The organism is Salinigranum sp., assembly GCF_041641895.1.
In the GTDB taxonomy this organism is placed as follows: Archaea; Halobacteriota; Halobacteria; order Halobacteriales; family Haloferacaceae; genus Salinigranum.
Window position 1 is genome coordinate 13,095 of the sequence record NZ_JBEPXO010000046.1, and the last position, 17,877, is coordinate 30,971.

The 17,877-nt window shown below is 68.5% G+C and carries 15 protein-coding genes and 1 pseudogene; 7 read left to right on the plus strand and 9 right to left on the minus strand.

The features are described from left to right. Nucleotides 1–48: 48 nt before the first annotated feature. Entirely contained in the window at nucleotides 49–2,091 is a 2,043-nt protein-coding gene (locus tag ACESK5_RS11275) for a hypothetical protein (protein ID WP_372911665.1), read from the minus strand. A gap of 553 nt (nucleotides 2,092–2,644) precedes the next feature. Here ACESK5_RS11275 and trpD point away from each other — a divergent pair. From trpD to trpG, 4 genes are read left to right on the plus strand one after another with little or no spacing between them, the layout of a single operon-like run. Further along, complete coding sequence (gene trpD / locus ACESK5_RS11280) at nucleotides 2,645–3,670, plus strand: anthranilate phosphoribosyltransferase (protein ID WP_372911666.1); 1,026 nt, start codon at nucleotides 2,645–2,647, stop codon at nucleotides 3,668–3,670. Between the two features lie 6 nt (nucleotides 3,671–3,676). Next, nucleotides 3,677–4,333, plus strand: a complete 657-nt coding sequence (locus tag ACESK5_RS11285) for a phosphoribosylanthranilate isomerase (protein ID WP_372911667.1) — start codon at nucleotides 3,677–3,679, stop codon at nucleotides 4,331–4,333. Then, the gene (gene trpE, locus ACESK5_RS11290; RefSeq protein WP_372911668.1) at nucleotides 4,330–5,955 is read left to right on the plus strand and encodes an anthranilate synthase component I; all 1,626 of its coding nucleotides are present in this window, start codon (nucleotides 4,330–4,332) and stop codon (nucleotides 5,953–5,955) included. The genes ACESK5_RS11285 and trpE overlap by 4 nt, the downstream gene beginning before the upstream one ends. Beyond that, a complete protein-coding gene (trpG, locus tag ACESK5_RS11295; protein WP_372911669.1) occupies nucleotides 5,952–6,635 on the plus strand; it encodes an anthranilate synthase component II in 684 nt (227 codons plus the stop codon). The genes trpE and trpG overlap by 4 nt, the downstream gene beginning before the upstream one ends. Before the next feature lie 58 nt (nucleotides 6,636–6,693). Here the strand turns inward: trpG and ACESK5_RS11300 are convergent, their stop codons facing one another. From ACESK5_RS11300 to ACESK5_RS11310, 3 genes are all read right to left on the minus strand, one after another. After that, entirely contained in the window at nucleotides 6,694–6,897 is a 204-nt protein-coding gene (locus ACESK5_RS11300) for a hypothetical protein (RefSeq protein WP_372911670.1), read from the minus strand. A 66-nt stretch (nucleotides 6,898–6,963) separates the two neighbouring features. Continuing rightward, nucleotides 6,964–7,437 (minus strand): hypothetical protein, encoded by a 474-nt coding sequence (locus ACESK5_RS11305; protein ID WP_372911671.1) that lies wholly within the window; start codon nucleotides 7,435–7,437, stop codon nucleotides 6,964–6,966. A 104-nt stretch (nucleotides 7,438–7,541) separates the two neighbouring features. Next, nucleotides 7,542–9,092 (minus strand): FAD-binding domain-containing protein, encoded by a 1,551-nt coding sequence (locus ACESK5_RS11310; protein ID WP_372911672.1) that lies wholly within the window; start codon nucleotides 9,090–9,092, stop codon nucleotides 7,542–7,544. Between the two features lie 533 nt (nucleotides 9,093–9,625). On the opposite strand from ACESK5_RS11310, the pseudogene ACESK5_RS11315 reads away from it, so the two are divergent. Together ACESK5_RS11315 and ACESK5_RS11320 are read left to right on the plus strand one after the other, a co-directional pair. After that, nucleotides 9,626–10,336: pseudogene (locus ACESK5_RS11315) on the plus strand (ribonucleotide reductase N-terminal alpha domain-containing protein); the annotation flags it as partial. A gap of 6 nt (nucleotides 10,337–10,342) precedes the next feature. Continuing rightward, a complete protein-coding gene (locus ACESK5_RS11320) occupies nucleotides 10,343–13,915 on the plus strand; it encodes an adenosylcobalamin-dependent ribonucleoside-diphosphate reductase (RefSeq protein ID WP_372911679.1) in 3,573 nt (1,190 codons plus the stop codon). Between the two features lie 112 nt (nucleotides 13,916–14,027). On the opposite strand, the gene ACESK5_RS11325 is transcribed toward ACESK5_RS11320, so the two are convergent. Beyond that, nucleotides 14,028–14,801 (minus strand): spondin domain-containing protein, encoded by a 774-nt coding sequence (locus ACESK5_RS11325; protein ID WP_372911673.1) that lies wholly within the window; start codon nucleotides 14,799–14,801, stop codon nucleotides 14,028–14,030. 177 nt (nucleotides 14,802–14,978) lie between these two features. Between ACESK5_RS11325 and ACESK5_RS11330 the strand changes: the two genes are divergently transcribed. Further along, the gene (locus tag ACESK5_RS11330; RefSeq protein WP_372911674.1) at nucleotides 14,979–15,986 is read left to right on the plus strand and encodes a hypothetical protein; all 1,008 of its coding nucleotides are present in this window, start codon (nucleotides 14,979–14,981) and stop codon (nucleotides 15,984–15,986) included. 102 nt (nucleotides 15,987–16,088) lie between these two features. On the opposite strand, the gene ACESK5_RS11335 is transcribed toward ACESK5_RS11330, so the two are convergent. From ACESK5_RS11335 to ACESK5_RS11350, 4 genes are all read right to left on the minus strand, one after another. After that, nucleotides 16,089–16,607 carry a hypothetical protein gene (locus ACESK5_RS11335; protein ID WP_372911675.1) on the minus strand — a complete coding sequence of 173 codons (519 nt, stop codon included), beginning with the start codon at nucleotides 16,605–16,607 and terminating at the stop codon, nucleotides 16,089–16,091. Nucleotides 16,608–16,664: 57 nt separating this feature from the next. Continuing rightward, on the minus strand, nucleotides 16,665–16,961 hold the full coding sequence (locus ACESK5_RS11340) for a hypothetical protein (protein ID WP_372911676.1): 297 nt from the start codon (nucleotides 16,959–16,961) through the stop codon (nucleotides 16,665–16,667). Between the two features lie 2 nt (nucleotides 16,962–16,963). Then, nucleotides 16,964–17,239 carry an ArsR/SmtB family transcription factor gene (locus ACESK5_RS11345; RefSeq protein WP_372911677.1) on the minus strand — a complete coding sequence of 92 codons (276 nt, stop codon included), beginning with the start codon at nucleotides 17,237–17,239 and terminating at the stop codon, nucleotides 16,964–16,966. Nucleotides 17,240–17,269: 30 nt separating this feature from the next. Next, nucleotides 17,270–17,877 (minus strand): molybdopterin-dependent oxidoreductase (locus tag ACESK5_RS11350; protein WP_372911678.1); only part of this gene is annotated, 608 nt, incomplete at its 5' end.

Consider the following 17,877-nt stretch of genomic DNA (forward strand, 5'->3'; position numbering starts at 1 on the left):
GATTCCGGGGAGCGGGTCCGGCTGCGCTCTCCGCGGGGCCCGACGCGGTCAGGCGGTCCCCGACTCGGTCTCGCTACCGGTGTTCCCGGCGTCGTCCGTGGCCGTGACCGTCACCTGGTACTCGCCACCGGGGGTGCACTGCGACGGGCCCGTGTAGCTCCCGACGGTAACCGTTTCGACACCCGCGGCGGCCCCACCGCTCACGTCGACCGTGAGCGTCTGCACCCCGCAGGCGCCGTCGACGTCCTCGACGGTGAGTTCGACCGTGTCGAGATCACCGTCGTCGTCCGACGCGTCCCAGTCGACCTGCACGTCGTACCGGTACTTGGTGTTCGGACCCGGCTGGGTGTCGTAGCGGTCGACGTCGACGTCGTCGACGTCTGCTTCGGGCGCCTCGTCACCGGTGGGCGGGGCCGGGGTCGCGGTGGGCGTCGCCGTCGCCGTCGGTCCCGGTGTCGCGGTGGGTGCTGGTGTCGCCGTCGGTGTCGACGGGGGAGTCGCCGTCGGCGTGAACGCTGGACCGGCGCCGCTCCCACCCTCGATGGCGATCTCGTTCACCGAGAGGTGGAGGAACGTCAGCTCCGGTGCGAGCACCTCGTCGGCGGCGATGGTGATGGTCAGCCCGTCGAGGTCGGCGTCGTAGTTCACCGTCGTCGACTGCCTGACGGCGGTCGGACCACCGACGATGGCGCCGTCGACGACGAAGTTCCCCGTCCCGAGACAGGTGTCGGCGTAGCTCCCGTCGGCGAGTTCACACTGTGTCTGTGCCGTCGGCATGGCGTCGTTGACCCCGGGGGCGTCCGCGGCGCGCGGCGCGTAGATGACGCCCTCGAAGTATGCCCCGCCGTTGACCATGGCCACCTGCATGTCGGACTCGCCGTAGACGACCAGTCGCTCCGCGTGGACGTCGTCGGCGTCACCGGGGTTCCGCGGGGCGACGTACATGTCGCCCCCTTTGATCGTGAGGTCGCCCGAGGTGAATATCTGCAGACGGTGGCCGGGCGCGCTGTTGACCACGCGGAGTTCACCGCCGTCGACGTTCATATCCCCGTCGACGAGTAGGGTGACGTTCCCCCCGGAGAGGTCGACGGTGGTGGTGCCGCTCAGCGTGAAGCCGTCGTCGTCGTAGTAGCTCCCGCTGGTGAGCGTCTGTCCCGCGGTGACGTCCTGGGCCGTGACGTCGGGGTCACCGGGCGCGTCCGAGAGCTTCTGCTCGACGAGTGCGTCGATGGCCGGCGACGACAGCGACTGCCGGGCCGCCGTCTCACCGCTGACGCTGCCGGCCTGTGCGACGCTGATGTCGCCTTCCGCCGTGACGGGCCCGTCGACCTCCGCGTTCCCCGTCGACACCTCGACGCCGCCGCCGTGTGCCCGAATCGCGTCCTCGAACGTCGTGTCGAACTCGAGCCGGCCGAGTTCGACGGTGGTCGTCCGCGTGCTGTGGTCGACCGTGACGTGCACGTCGTCGACCCGCGTCTCGAAGTACTGCGCCCAGCCCACGTAGTAGTCGCTCGTGACCGAGAGGAGGACCACGTCGTTCTGTACGGTTCCCGGCCCGAGGTTCGGCTGCTGTGAGAGACGGCGGACGACGACCTCGTCACCCGGAGCCGACCCCCCGGACCGAACCACGACCAGCGGCATCGTCAGCGTCCCGTCGTGGAAGTGTATCTCCGGGGGCGAGACCATCCGGCTCTCCTGCCCAGTACCGCGCCAGACGCCGCCGCCCTGGTAGGCGACGACGGTGTCCCCGCGGCGGTAGACGACCGCGCCGAGCGTCTCGGTGTGGATGGTCGGCCCGTCCTCGTAAGTGAGTCGGATCTCACCGGTCGGAACCGTCCGGAGAGAGCCGTCACGGGTTCCGAGTTCGACGGTCCGAGCCTCCGACTGGCCGAGGGCCACCTCCGCGCCGACCGAGTCGAGTTGGGTGAACGCGTGCTGGACCTGTTTACCGGTCGCTTCGTCCTCGAGCGAGCCCAGTCCCGCTGCACCGATGACCACGACGCCCGTCACGCTCACCACGGTGAGTCCGACGAGCAGTGCGAACCCGAGGACGTTCGCCTGTGCCCGGTCGCTCGACCCCCCTACGAACACCGTCGTCGCTCCGGTGTCGACGCCGACAGTTCTCCACGGTACATGCCACTGGCTCGCGCACGCCACGCATCAATCCTCGGGCGGTAGTATCACCTCGGATAATCGACCGGGAACCGACAGTGAAGTCGCACGCGACCCGAGACCGGTCGGCGGCGAGACTGCACTCGCGGGCAGACCGGCGCGGCCGCTCCGTGCGCGAGCCGTCGACAGAAATCAAACCGAACCGAACCCCCCGCTCCCACGCCTGTCGGCCCGTCACTCCCCCGAAGTCAGGACACGAGGGCCGAACGTGCCCCGTCTTGCCGACTGACGTCCGTCTCTCCCCTCTCTCCCCCTCTCGGTCCCCCGGGACGGTGACGTCCGGGTCGGCTCTCGCCGACAGTCACCCCTCGGTGGGACGTTCGAACGGACGTCGCTAGACAGGATAACTCTGATGCCGATACACTTCGGTATCGAACGCCGGCCGCCAGCCGCGTGACCGACGACCCGACAGCCTTAAGAAGATGTACGGATTTGTCCATCACAACCCGAATACATACATCGGTGACTACCAATGCAGGAGTACATCAGACGCGTGACCGACGGAGAGGACCTCACAGTCGAGGAGGCACGGGAGGCCGCGAGCCTCGTCTTCGAGGGGGCGACGGAGGCACAGATCGGCGCGCTCCTCGCGGCGCTCCGGGCGAAGGGGGAGACGGAGGCCGAGATTGCCGGGTTCGCACAGGGGATGCGCGACGCAGCCCGCACCATCGACCCAGACCGCCGACCCCTCGTCGACACGTGCGGGACGGGCGGCGACGACTACAGCACCATCAACGTCTCGACGACGAGCGCCATCGTCGCGGCGGGGGCGGGCGTGGCCGTCGCCAAACACGGCAACTACTCCGTCTCCTCCTCGTCGGGGAGCGCAGACGTGCTGGAGGTCGCCGGCGTCGACGTCGACGCCGAACCGCCCCGGGTGGAGGCGGCCATCGAGCGCGACGGGATCGGCTTCATGCTCGCGCCCGTGTTCCACCCCGCGATGAAGGCCGTCATCGGCCCGCGCAAGGAGCTGGGGATGCGGACGGTGTTCAACGTCCTCGGCCCGCTCACCAACCCGGCAGGCGCGGAGGCACAGCTACTCGGCGTCTACGACGCCGACCTCGTCCCCGTCGTCGCTCGCGCGCTCGCGCACATGCCGGTCGACCACGCGCTGGTCGTCCACGGCGCGGGCATGGACGAGATCGGTCTCCACGACGAGACGGTCGTCGCCGAGGTCGACGGCGACGGCATCGAGGAGTACACGCTGGTCCCCGAGGACATCGGGCTGGCGTCGGCACCCGTCGACGCCGTGGCAGGGGGGAGCCCCGAGGAGAACGCCGCAGACCTCCGCGGCATCGTCACCGGCGACGTCACTGGCCCGAAGCGCGACATCATCCTCGCGAACGCGGGTGCGGCGGTGTACGTCGCCGGCCGCGCGGACTCCATCGAGGACGGGGTCGAGGCGGCCCGGGCCGCCATCGAGGACGGCCGTGCGGCGGCGAAGCTCGACGACCTCTGTGCGCGACCCGACGAGGCCGAACCGGCCTCGGAGGCGTAACGCCCGATGACGCGCGTGAAAGTCTGCGGGGTGACCTCCGAGGCGGACCTCTCTGTCGTCGTGGACGCGGGCGCGGACGCGGTCGGGTTCATCGCCGACGTGCCCGTCGACACGCCGCGGGAGATCGACTCCGGGACGGCCGCCGACCTCGTCGCCGCGACGCCACCGTTCGTGACGACGACGCTCGTCCTCATGCCCGAGTCGGCGAGCCACGCCGTCACGCTCGCACAGACCATCCAGCCGGACGTCCTCCAGCTCCACTGTGACTTCGACCGCGAGGAGTTGCAGTTCGTCCGCGCGGAGTCGTCGACGAAGGTGGTCGTCACCGTCGACGCCAGCGAGACCGACCGGGCACGCGAACTGGACGACGTGGTCGACGCGCTGCTCGTCGACTCGACGACCGACGAGGGGGCCGGCGGGACCGGCGAGACCCACGACTGGGACGCCACCGGCGCCCTCGCGGCGGACCTCGACTCGCCCGTCGTCCTCGCCGGGGGACTCACGCCGGAGAACGTCACCGAGGCCGTCGAGACGGCCGAACCGTACGGCGTCGACGTCGCCAGCGGCGTCGAGGCCGACGGGGGGACGAAGGACGCGGCGGCAGTCGACGCGTTCGTCCGCGCAGTGCGGCGCGCCGACGCCGAGGACGAGGTGGTCGTGTGACCGGCGTCTCGGTCGACCGCTCGGCTGCGGCGTTCGCGGCGCTCCTCGAGGGCCACGACGAGGGACCGGCCGTCGCCCGTCTGGAGGCGACGCTCGACCTCGACGTCGAACCGCTGGCGGCCTACACGGCGCTCTCGGGCGAGAGCGACTACGGCTTCCTCCTCGAGTCGGCGGAGAAGACGCCGTCGTCGGACCCCGACGGCGCGTTCGAACCGGACGGCGCGGGCGACCGACACGCCCGCTACTCGTTCGTGGGCTACGACCCCGACGCGGTCGTCTCTGTCTGGCCTGACGGGACGGAGGTGGAGGACCTCGGCGGGCGCGCCGCGGCGTACGTGACCCCGAACGGCGGCGACACGCTCGACTCGCTCCGGGCGGCGCTGCCGGACCTCCCTCGCGTCGGCTTTCCGCCCCGCGAACGCCAGCAACTCGACGGTGGTCTCGTGGGCTTTCTCGCCTACGACGCCGTCTACGACCTCTGGCTCGACGAGGTGGGCGTCGAACGACCCGACCCCATCGTCCCGGACGCGCAGTTCGTCCTGACGACGCGGACGCTCGTCTTCGACCACGCCGCCGACACCGTCTCGCTCGTCTTCACGCCCGTCGTGAGCGCCGCCGAGGCCGAGGCGGTGTACGAGGAACTCGTCGCCGAGGCCGAGTCGGTCGCCGAGTCACTCGCCTCGCACGAGGCGGTCGAACCCGGTGGGTTCGTCCGTCGGACCGAGCGCACGGGCCCGCGCGAGGCGTACGAGGACGCCGTTCGGCGCGCGAAGGAACACGTCCTCGACGGCGACATCTACCAAGGCGTCGTCTCGCGCAAGCGCGAACTCCACGGCGACGTCGACCCACGGGGCTTCTACCGGGCGCTCCGCGAGGTGAACCCGTCGCCGTACATGTACCTCCTGCGGCACGACGACTGCTCCATCGTCGGCGCCTCGCCCGAGACGCTCGTCTCCGTGCAGGGGTCGCGCGTCGTCTCGAACCCCATCGCGGGGACCTGCCCCCGCGGGAGTTCGCCGGTCGAGGACCGTCGTCTCGCCGGCGAGATGCTCGCCGACGCGAAAGAGCGCGCCGAACACACGATGCTCGTCGACCTCGCGCGCAACGACGTCCGGCGCGTGTCCGAACCCGGGTCCGTGCGCGTCGAGGAGTTCATGAGCGTCCTCAAGTACTCACACGTCCAGCACATCGAGTCGACCGTGACGGGGGAGCTCTCGCCCGACAACGACGCGTTCGACGCCACCCGTGCGACGTTCCCCGCGGGGACGCTCACGGGCGCGCCGAAGGTCCGCGCCATGGAGATCATCGACGCCCTCGAGCGCGAACCGCGCGGGGTGTACGGCGGCGGCGTCGGCTACTACTCGTGGGCCGGCGACGCCGACTTCGCCATCGTCATCCGGACGGCGACAATCGAACACGGCGTCCCGGTCGACGGCGGGGGCGTAGAGGACGTCGTCACCGTGCAGGCCGGGGCCGGTATCGTCGCCGATTCCGTCCCCGAGAGCGAGTACGAGGAGACCGAACAGAAGATGGGCGGGGTGCTGGCGGCGCTCGAAGCCATCGAGTGTGACGGCGACGGCGACGCCGACGAGTCACCCGCAGAGAAGGGGGTGTCGCGATGAGCGCCCCCGAGCAGGCAGACGCCCGCGCGGCGCGCCTCCGCGACGCCGGCGCGCACTTCGAACCCGGTGCGGAGGGGGGCAAGACGCTCGTCGTCGTGGACAACTTCGACTCGTTCACGTACAACCTCGTGGAGTACTTCTCCGAGCAGGAACCGCGCCCCGAACTCGTCGTGTTCAAGAACACGGCGTCGCTCGCGGACGTGAAACTGGCCGACCCCGACGCACTCGTCATCAGTCCCGGCCCGGGCCACCCGAAGAACGACCGCGACGTCGGCGTGACGAACGACGTCCTCCGCGGCCTCTCGCCGACGGTGCCGACGCTCGGCGTCTGTCTCGGCCTCGAAGCCGCCGTCTACGCCTACGGCGGGACCGTGGGACACGCGCCCGAACCCATCCACGGCAAGGCCTTCCCCGTCGACCACGACGGGGAGGGCGTCTTCGCGGGGCTCGAACAGGGCTTCCGCGCCGGCCGCTACCACTCGCTCGTCGCGAGCGAGGTGCCGGACTGCTTCGTCGTGTCGGCGACCACCGACCACGGGGGGGAGGAACTCGTCATGGGCGTCAGACACCGCGACTACCCCATCGAGTGCGTCCAGTTCCACCCCGAGTCCGTCCTCACGGCGGTGGGCCACGACGTCGTCCGGAACTTCCTCGCGAGCGTCGACGTCGTCGAGGAGTGACGGCTGGACGGAAGCCGGTGACTGTCGGAGGAGTGGCACGGCCCCGGTGACTCGCCGGTCAGAACAGGCCGGGGAGGAACATCGACGCCAGGAGGACGAGGCCGATGACGACGGCGGCGATGGTGACCAGTCGCCACGCCACCTTGAGCACGATGCGGCCGACGAGGACGACGAGGCCGATGCCGACGACCAGCACCAGCAGTTGGACGAGCGGGTTGCCGGACGCGAGGCCGAACTGGAGTACGGTCGAGGCGAGGTCCATACCACGTTCTCGCTCATCGGCGGCATAAGCTTGGGGGCGCGCCGTGGCGGCAGCCCGTGCGTCCCGTCAGACGAACCGGGTGCCGGCGGCGACGAGGGGGACGAGGACGAGGAGGTACGCCGCCGCCGAGAGCGCCCAGTCGCGGCGGACGAGGGGGAGGCGGTGGTCGCCGATGCGCGAGCGCGGGAGGACGACGACGACGAAGAACCCGACCATCAGGACGTAGAGGACGCCTGCGGCGAGGAGCGTCGCGACGGCCGACGGACCGTCCAGCACACCCTGACCCGCCAGGAGCACCCAGACGAACAGCGGGCCGGTGAGCAGGCCGGCGAGGTAGTGGACGACGCTCGCGAGGCGTTCGGGGGCGGCGCCCGGTCGGTTCTCGGTGAGGACGCCCGACGCGACGAACGGTGGCGTCCCTCCCTCGGGGAGTCGGGCCATCACGACGTCCATGGCGCGCGTCGCCACGACGGCCGCGACGACGCCGACGACGAACTGCAACGGCACCGACAGCGTCGTCACGAGCGGAGCGAGATTCATACGCGGGCCTTGGAGCGACCGGATATGTGGGTGACGGTTACGGACGGGGCCGGACCACGGGTCGTGAGTCGCGGAGACCACAGGTCGAGACGCGAGCGGCCGTGTCAGCCGAAGTCCGAGAGGCTCGCCTGGTCGGCCGCGGGGCCGTCGCCGTCGCTGTCGTCACCGCCGCCGGACCGCGTCCGCCCGCCGCGCTGTGAGAGCGAGGCCCGGCAGCGGATTTCGGGGTCCTCGAGCGCCTCGTGTGCGCGCGCCTGCAGGGCGCTGAACCGGTCGGCGGCCGCCTCGCGTCGGGCCTCGTAGTCGACCACCGGGAGCGGGTAGTCGGTCCCGACGTCGACACCGAACTCCGCCTGGAGGTGGAGCGGAATCCGCTCCGGACGGTCCAGATAGTCGGCCGGGACGGGGCGGAGTTCGGGCACCCACTCGTGGACGAACTCCCCCTCGGGGTCGTTGTCGCGGACCTGCTTGCGCGGGTTGTATATCCGCATCGTGTTCACCCCCGTGACGCCCGCCTGCTGTTGCCACTGCGTGTAGTTGATGGCGGGGTCGGCGTCGACGAGGTGGTAGTAGAAGAAGTCCGCGCCGAGGCGCCAGGGCTGGTGGAGGATGTAGCTGAAGAAGGAGGCACACATCGCACGCATCCGGAAGTTGAGCCACCCGGTCTCGACCAGACAGCGCATCGACGCGTCGACCATCGGGTAGCCCGTCCGGCCGCGTTTCCACGCCGCGACGAGTTCGGAATCGTGTCGGGAGCGGTTGAACCCCCGGAACACCGGGTTGACCGCGTGGTCCATCCACCCCGGCCAGTCTTCGAGCTTCTGGGTGTAGTGGCGGTTCCAGTAGAGCCGCGAGGTGAACAGTTCGCGGGCGCGTCCGTCGTCGGCGTGGTCCCGTACGTGCTGGAACGCCTCGCGGACCGAGAGACAGCCGAACCGGAGGTACGGAGAGAGCCTGCTCGTCCCCGACTCGGCCGCCGCGGGCGGGGAGATAGAGCCCGGGTACGCGGCGATGTCACGGGCGAACGCCGCCAGGCGCTCGAGCGCGGCCGTTCGCCCACCGGTCGGGACGCGCGACTTCGACGGCGAGACGTCGTACTCGGCCTCGACGGCGTCGACGGTGACGGCGCTCGTCACGCCGTGGTCGCCGAACCCGCTCGGGTCCGGGGCGCGCGTCGAGCCGGTCAGGTAGGCCTCGGCGTGGTCGCTCCAGTTCTCCCGTGACGCCCCTTCGCGTTCGATGCCGTCTTCGGCCACGAAGGCGACGCCGCTGTCCGCGAGGCGCTCGTCGCGACGCAGACCGTACCGTCCAGTCGGAGTAGCGGCGGCGACGACGTCCCAGCCGGCGTCGACGAACCGCCCGACGACCGACGCGGGGTCGCCGTGAACGAACACCAGCGACGCCCCCCGTCGCTCGTACGCGTCCGCGAGGTCGGAGAGGCACTCGTGGAGGAACCGGAGCCGAGCGTCGCAGGCGAGGCCCTCGGTGTAGAAGTGGGGGTCGAAGACGAACAGGGGACAGACGACGTCGGACTCGCTGGTCGCCGTCTCGACGGCGAGGTGGTCGGCGACACGGAGGCCGCAGCGGTGCCAGACGACGACGCCGGCGTCGGCCGCCGGCGGCGCTACGTCGAGTTCGGCGCACGGAGCCGGCATCGACCCGTCGTTCGGACCCCGAGCGAATGACCGTTGCGGCCCGGCTGTCGGCCGGTCACGGCGAGGGCCGACCACCGTGGTGAGGTCCCCGGTGGAGGACCCCCGTGCGACGCGCAGCGTAAGTGTTCGATTTCGTATGGTATTCGGGTGGACGCGCCGGGCCACCGCGCACGTACACCGGGAACCGGCGACGAAGTCACCCGGATACGTCCACCGCTCGCCCCGTTCGAACCCCCCTTTCGTTCTACTGGATTCCAGCCCGCAGTCTGTCGAATCCCACGCCCGGATTTTCACTTTCACTCCGGATTAGCATCCGTTAAGACGCTCGCGTCCCCTCCTAGCAGGTGGTTGCGACGGACCGTGCGGGATTCGTCCGCGTCCGAACCATAACCGAACCGATACATCTGGGCTCTCAGCCACGAGTCCCAAGAGTTAACACCGGAACCCACCCACACAATCATCGTCACGAATGAGCGGATCAGAGCTACCAGGAACGGCCCGAGACGGGGCACTCGGGCAGGAGGAACAGTGAGATGAGCGACGCAGACATCGCGGCGGACGAGCTCGTCCGACCGATCAAACGGACCGACGGCGACACGCTGGAGGAGCGCCTGACGTCGAACGCGTACCACAACATCCTCCCGGCGCGGTATCTCCGCAAGGACGCCGACGGGAACGTCACCGAGTCACAGGAGGAGTTGTTCGCGCGCGTCGCCAAGAACATCGCGCTCGCCGAGGCCGTCTACGAGGCAGAGCGGCGCGGCGAAACCGTCGAGGTCACGCCGGCGCAGTTGAAACCCGACCACCCGCGGCGGGACGAACTCGCCGCCGAGGTGTTCGGGACGGGCGTCAGCGCCGACGACGACGTCACCACCACGCTCTCGGTGTACAACGTCAACAAGTTCGCGTACGACACCATCGTCCCCGAACTCCCAGACGACATCCGCGAGACGGTCGTGGGCTACCGCGAGGAGTTCCAGGAGCTGATGGAGTCGCTGTCGTTCATGCCGAACTCGCCGACGCTGATGAACGCCGGCGACGAACTCCAGCAGCTCAGCGCCTGCTTCGTCGACTCGCCCGACGACGACATCACGGACATCCACCAGACCGCCAAGGAGGCCGCGGAGGTGTTCCAGTCCGGCGGCGGCATGGGCTACGCCTTCTGGCGATTACGTCCGTATGGTGACGCCGTCGGTTCGACCGGTGGCATCGCATCTGGTCCGATCACCTTCATGCGGACGTACGACCAGATGTGCTTCCCACCGGGGACGAAGGTGCTGACCCCCGGGGGCCAGCGACGGATCGAGACGCTCCGCGAGGGGGAGACCGTCGTCGACGAGAACGGTGACGAACAGCCGGTCGTCGAAACGATGGAGCGGCACGTCGACGAGGAAATCGTCGAGATCGTTCCGGAACGTCTCAACAAGCCGATCCGTGCGACCGGCGAACATCCGTTCAAAGTCGCCCGCGACAACGGTTTCGAGTGGGTCGACGCCGAGGATATTACGACGGGCGACCTGCTCGTGCTCGGGCACGCCGCGGACGATAACGGCCTCACTCTCGACGAGACGGTAACCCTCTCCGAAATCGCGTCGGGCCCGATGGTTTTCCCCGATGGCGGGGCGACGATCAATCGGGAATACTACGGCGCGGACAAGGGACCAGAACCCGCGTCGATTGCGTCGGAGGTCCCTGTCGACGCACTCGCGACCGTCGCTGGCTGGTATCTCGCGGAAGGATGCGTCGTCTACCGGCGCGGGCTCCCGAACGAAGTGACGTTCACCCTCCACGCCGACGAGCGTGAGGAGGCGAATGAAATCGTTCGCGCGCTCGACGCGTTCGACGCCCCATCCCGGATCGAGACCGTCGGTGACCGGAACACGCTCCACGTCCACGTCGAGAGTTCGAGTTTCGCACAGTTCATCGAAGGACTGCTCGGGACAGGTGCGTCCGAGAAACGTGTCCCCGAGTTCCTGTGGAACGCGCCAGTCGAGACGCAGGCCCGCGTCCTAGAGGCACTCTTCGATGGGGATGGGACGATGGAGACGCGAGGAAAGAGTCAGCGGGCGAAACTGCAACTGACCTGTGAGGAGGTTATCGACTTCGTCTTCCAGGCTGGACTCCGGGCAGGAGTACAGTTCTCGCGACACAGCAGGACGCCCGAAGACAGAAAGCCCACGCACTGGCTGAGTGTCAGCGTCAGTACGGCACTCGGGACGCCGCTCGAACGGCTGTTCGACGACGTTCCGGACGGCTTCGTCCCCCGCGATCGAACGAAGCAGTCGAACGAACGGCAGGTCGTGAAGGTTGGATCGGTCGATTCGGTCGCGTACGACGGACCGGTCTACAACGTCGAGGTCGCGGAGTCGCACACGTACGTTGCCGAAGACCTCGTCGTTCACAACTGCGAGACCATCGCACAGGGCGGCGCCCGCCGGGGCGCACAGATGGGCGTCATGCGCGTCTCGCACCCCGACGTCATCCAGTTCATCCACGCGAAGAACAAGGACGTCTCGCTGGCGCACTCGCTCCGACTGAACGACCCCGACGACTTCACGCACAACTCCTTCGCCGACGCCCTCGAGGAGGCGCGCGAACTCATCGACGAGGAGGGACGCGTCCCCAAGCATCTCCGCAACGCGGTGGAGGGTCACCTCTCGAACTTCAACATCTCCGTGGGTGTGACCGACGACTTCATGGAGGCGCTGTACAACGACGAGGAGTTCGTCTTCACCAACCCGCGCACCGAGGAGCCACACGTCGCCACGCCGCAGACGAAAGAGCTGTACGAGATGTTCGACCTCGGCGAGTACGTCGAGGTCGGCGAGGTGCTGTCGATTCCCGCGGCGGAGATCTGGGACCACATCGTCGACGGCGCCTACGAGAACGGTGAACCGGGCGTCATCTACCTCGAACGCGTCAACAAACAGCACTCGTTCGATGTGGACAAACATCCAGAACATCGCATATTAGCTACAAATCCTTGCGGCGAACAGCCGTTGGAAGAGTACGAAGCGTGCAATCTGGGCCATATTAATTTGTCAACCGTCGCCGACCTCGACGCGCCGGACTGGCGGGTCTGGTCGGAGGAACACGCCGACGAGTACGACTCCCTCTCGGAGGCGGTCGACGCCTTCCTCGCGGAGGCCATCGACACCGAAGAGTTCGACGACCGCATCAGACTCGGCACCCGCTTCCTCGAGAACGTGGTGACGATGTCGGACTTCCCGGTCGACAAGATCGAACGGAAGGTCCGCGAGATGCGGAAGATCGGCCTCGGCGTGATGGGACTGGCACAGCTGTACCTCCAGCTCGGCGTCCGCTACGGCTCCGAGGAGGGTAACGAGGTCGCCCGGCAGCTGATGAAACACATCAACCACGAGTCGAAGTGGGTCTCGCACGAACTCGCCGCCGAGCGCGGCAGCTTCGACGACTGGGACGACTCGAAGTACGCCGACCCCCTCGAGTACCGCGAGTGGTTCGAACACCACACCGGTCTCTCCGCCGACGAGTGGGCCGACGGCTTCCCCATCCGGAACCACAACACGACGACCATCGCCCCGACCGGGACGACGTCGATGATCGGCAACACCTCCGGCGGCTGTGAGCCCATCTTCTCGGTCGCGTACTTCAAGAACGTCTCCGACGACGTCCAGGGCGACGAGATGCTCGTCGAGTTCGACGACTACTTCCTCCGCGTCCTGGAGGCCAACGACATCGACGTCGAGGCCGTCAAGCACGAGGCCGTCGAGCAGATGCAGTCGAACGAGTTCGACGGCGTCGACGGCCTCTCGACGGTGCCCGACGCCATCGGCGAACTGTTCGTCGTCACAGCCGACCTGAGCGGGAAGGAACACGCCGCCGTCCAGTGTGCCTGCCAGGAGGGCGTGGACTCGGCCATCTCGAAGACCTGCAACTTCCCGAACGCGGCCACGCGGGAGGACATGGACGAAGTGTACCGGTACATCTACGACAACGGCGGGAAGGGCGTCACCGTCTACCGCGACGGGACGCGCTCGAAGCAGGTGCTCACGACGCGTGCGAAGAACACCGAGTTCGCCGACGACGAGGAGGCCGCGGAGGCCATCGTCGGACAGATCGAAGAGGTGTTCGGCGGCATCGAGGGCTTCCTCGACAACGACGAGGTCCGCGCACAGCTCGAAGCCGACGTCGCGTCGCTGCTCGGCAGCGAGCAGAAACTCGGCAAGAAGCGCCCGCGCCCGGACGTGCTGTACGGCGTGACCCAGCGCATCGACACCGGCTACGGGAAGCTCTACGTCAACATCAACGAGGACGAGCGCGGGAACCCGTTCGAGCTGTTCGCCAACATCGGCAACTCGGGCGGGTTCACCGCCTCGTTCACCGAGGCGCTGGCGAAGACCATCTCGACGGCGCTCCGCTCCGGCGTGGACCCCGAGGAGATCGCGAGCGAACTCCAGGGCATCCGGTCGCCGAAGGTGGCCTGGGACAAGGGCGAACAGATCAACTCGATTCCGGACGCCATCGGGACGGCCATGCGCCGCTATCTCGACGGCGAAATCGACAAGCAGTACCCACAGCAGAAGAACCTCTCCGAACTCGAAGAGGAGGCACGCTCGCGTGAGCGCGACGCGGAGGCGCGCGCCACCCAGAGCGAGACCGACGGGGGCGCGGCCGTCGCACCCCCGGGCGAGGACCTGCAGGGTGCCGAGGTGCAGGAGGACGCCACGCAGGACCTCCTCGACGCGGGCGAGAGCCCCGAGTGTCCCGAGTGTGGGAACATGACGCTGTACTTCTCCGAAGGCTGCAAGACCTGCGAGTCCTGCGGCTGGTCGGAGTGCTGAACCGCGCGTAAGAGTCGGACACGACGCGGCTCGCGTCCGCAGTGTGGCTTTCTCTCTCTATCTCTCTCGTTCCTCTCGGAGAGCCAGAGCCAGAGTCGGAGTCGGTCGCCCCTCAGGCGATACGCTCGACGACCAGCGACGCGGCGGGCTCCTCCCAGCCGAACGCCTCGGGGACGTCACCGACGCCGGTGATGCCGGGGTGGGGCGTGATGACGCCGTCCTCGGCGAGGTCCGGGTTGCTCGTGCCCGTCCCGTCGATGCCCTCACGGTTCTCGCCCGTGAGCGCCTGCGCGGGCGGGACCAGGTCGGCGAACATCTCCGTGTTCGTCTCCGTGCCGGCGTCGTACCCCTGTGCGAAGTAGGTGAGAGAGCTGTTCACCTCCTGGGGGAGCGGCACGGTGTCGAGGCCGACGAAGCCGTCGTTCGTCGCGACGAGCATCGAGATGAACGAGAGGTAGCGAGCGCTGGCGTCGGCGTCCACGTGCAGTTCGACGTAGTAGGGAAAGCCGGTGTCGCCGGGGTCGCTCGCGGGGACGAGCGGGCCGTCGCCGACGGCGGCACCACGGATGGCGTTCGCACTCTGGACGACGTCGAGGAGCGGTTGGAGGTTTCCGTTCTCGGCGATTTCCTGGACGGGCGTGCTCGCCGGGTCACCGACCGAGAACACCTCGATGCTCGGTCGGTGGAGCGCGACGGCCGGTGGCGTGAAGGGCTGGTACGGGGTGTGGTTGGTGACGGTGACACGGTACCGACGGGCGCTGCCGTTGCCCTGGCCGCCCTCCTGCTGGGCGAGGGCGGTGCCGCCGAGGACGAGGCCGCCGACGGTCGCACCGGTCGCTGCGAGGAACGCTCTGCGGGACGTCGGGAGTCGGGAGTCGGTTGGCATGGTTGCACCCGAACAGGCGCGCAGGAGAAACATATTGGTTTTTCAAGATGTGGGTCGAGTTCGCACCCACTCTGTTCCAAATTCCGGTCGACTGTGGATACTGTCAGGCAGGGACGGACCGTAGTGACACCGAGACGTCCGGGATACACTGATACTCCTGGGGAGTAGAGGGTCGGTATGCAGCGAAGACAGGTCCTCGCTCTCCTGGCCGTGCCGGTCACCGGTCTCGTGGCCGGGTGCGGTTCGGGTGGCGGTACCGAGACGTCGACCGGGACGGAGACGCCGACCGGGACGGAGACCCAGTCGCCGATACCGACCGCGACGCCGACACCGACCGAGACAGAGACGCCGACCGAGACAGAGACGGCGACGCCGGGCGGCCCGGAGCGGGAAGGGAACGCCGCCATCGCGGAGGTACAGAAGACGCTCGACTCCGTCGTCGCCACGTACGGCGGAGCCGACAGCGACAGCCTCCTCGGGACGGACGCCTCCTCCGCGGCGGAGTTCCCGAGCCAGCGAATCGACAACGCGCTCGACGAGGCCGAGACCGAACTGGAGACCGCACGCGAGCGCGTGGTCACCCGGGAACAGGAACGGACCGTGGAACGACTCGCCGTCACCATCCGATTTCTCGACCTGGCGACACAGCTTCAGATCGCCCTCGGGAACGCGTTCTTCGCGCTGGACCGCGCGCGGGCCGCACTGGACCGAGAGGAGGGAGACGAGGCCCGCGACGACCTCCAGCGGATGGAGAACGAACGGCGCGTCGCCGCGCCGATTCTCGAACAGGTGCGCACGGAGACGAACGCCGCGAGCGTCAGCGTCATCGACAGTATCGACGCCGCCACCTACGAGGCGAAGGTGGCGCAGTTCGACGCCGAGATCGGAACGATGGGACGGCTCCGCCCACACGCCGAGGCGTTGAGTCGGGCCGTCGACCGCCTGCAGACGGCACGACAGCAGGACGCGAACAACTCCGACAACGCGGCGGAGACGGCCAGTCGTGCCGCCGACGAACTCGAGAGCGTCGCAGAGTCGCTCCGGACCGTCCTCGACGAGATGAGCGATGACGCCGCCTCCCTGCGACCCATCACGACGCGACTGGCCGAGATGGCCGCGACGAAGGCACAGGCCGCACGGGAGATCGCGGGGGAGGCGACGGCGACACCGACCCCGTCGGAGTGACCCAGCGGACGCGGCGAACGGCGAGAACGGGGACGCGACGACGACCGAAACCCGGGCTCAGTCGAGCGGCCACGGCGGCCGGCGGCGCCCGCGAGCGCCGAGTCAGTACTGGTAGCCCGCGTTGACGATACCGGCCGTCTGGCCGACGTTGACGAGTGTGAGGCCGACGACGGCGGCGGGGAGTCCGAGCGAGACGAACGGGCCGCAGACGTAGACGACCCACCCGAGTACGCCGAGCGCGGCCGCCAGTCGGTAGACGACGGGTGCCTCGTCGGGCGCGACGTTTCGGGCGGTGTAGACGAACGCCGCGCTCGGGACGAGCATCCACGCCGACAGCATCACCGCGACGGGTTCCGTGTACGCCGGCGCGACGGCCAGCGCCGCCAGTCCGACGAGGGTGAAACCGGTGCCAGTCACGAGGACGAGCTTCCACGCGTAGAGGATGCCAGAACGCATCTCCGACCAGGAGGCGACGGTGAAGAGGACGAACACGGTGGTCATCACCACGTGAGCGACGAGGACTGTCTCACGCGTGACGAGGCCGAGATGAGCGGCGGTGATGAACGTCCACGCGAGCGGGACCAGGAAGACGGAGCCGTTCTTGCGGAGGCGTCGGAACACCTGTGGGGGGACGGCGTCGAGAGAGAAGAGCGTTCCTCAGCGACGCACGCTACCGCGCTACCGCATCGTGACGTATGTCAGGAAGCCGAGCGCGACGAGCTGGAGTCCTCTGAGCACAAGGACGGCCTGCTGGACGTGTGGGTCGCCGGAGTAGAAACTCTGCATGGTGAAGAAGAAGTACACCGCCAGGGCGTTCTCGACGAGCATCACGCCGCTGAACGCGACCAGTCCCAGAACGAGCGGCGTCCGGAACGTCCGGTAGTTGCGGAGCCACACCACGGCGAGTGCGGTGAGGAAGATGATGTTCACTGCTGCGAGGACGCTCGCCGCCTGTATCGTGGTTTCCATCGCCATAGTTACTCCATGTGTTCGGTGATGTGTTCGAACGTCTCGCGGTTCTGCTCGAACCGGTCCGTGAGGAAGTAGAGCTTGCCGTACTCGTTGCCGCCGCTCTCGACGATGCCGTGGTCTTCGAGCATGTCGAGGTGGTGACGGACGGTCTTGTAGCTCACGTCGAGTTCCTCTGCGAGTTTGTTCGCGTTGCGCGGGCGCTCCGACAGCGCACGGATGAGACGGACGCGGTTCTCACCGCCACGCGTCGCCGTGAGCAGATACCAGAGCGCCTTCTCCATCTGAGGCTGGTGGGTTTACTCACAGTCGTCTTATAATCTCCGCGGGTCGACCCGTCTGGAGACCCACCCCGTCGGTCCGCGCGGGAACGCGCTCCGTTTCGTCTCCTCCTGGAGGCTGCCCGTGCCGTCGACGGCACGGACGACCACCTCGTGTGGGTCGGTCGCCTCGTACGTGTACTCCCACATGCGCCAGGCGTCCTCGGCCTCGTCGCGCAGCGGTTCGCCCGTCCCCGCGTCGACGGCACCGGGGAGCGGGTCCGAGAGGGTGGCCGTGGCCCACGAGTCGCCGCCGTCGGTCGACACCTCCACGCGCTCGATGCCGCGGGTGCCCGCGTAGGTGTGCCCGCCGACGCGCACCTGTCCGTCGCCCGGAGCCGACACCGAGTGAAGCTTCGCCACCGTGTTGACGGGACCGGTCCCGTGCCAGCCGCGCTTCTCCCAGTAGCCGTCGACCTCCTCCTCTAAGACCTCGATCTCGGTGAGCCACTTCACGTTGATCTCTCCCCAGTGGCCGGGGATGAGTGCCCTGACCGGGTAGCCGTGGCCTCGCGGGAGTGGCCGACCGTTCATCCGGTAGGCGACGAAGCCGTTCCGCAGCGCCGCCATCGGGAACTCCTCGTAGTAGTCGTCGGCGGCGC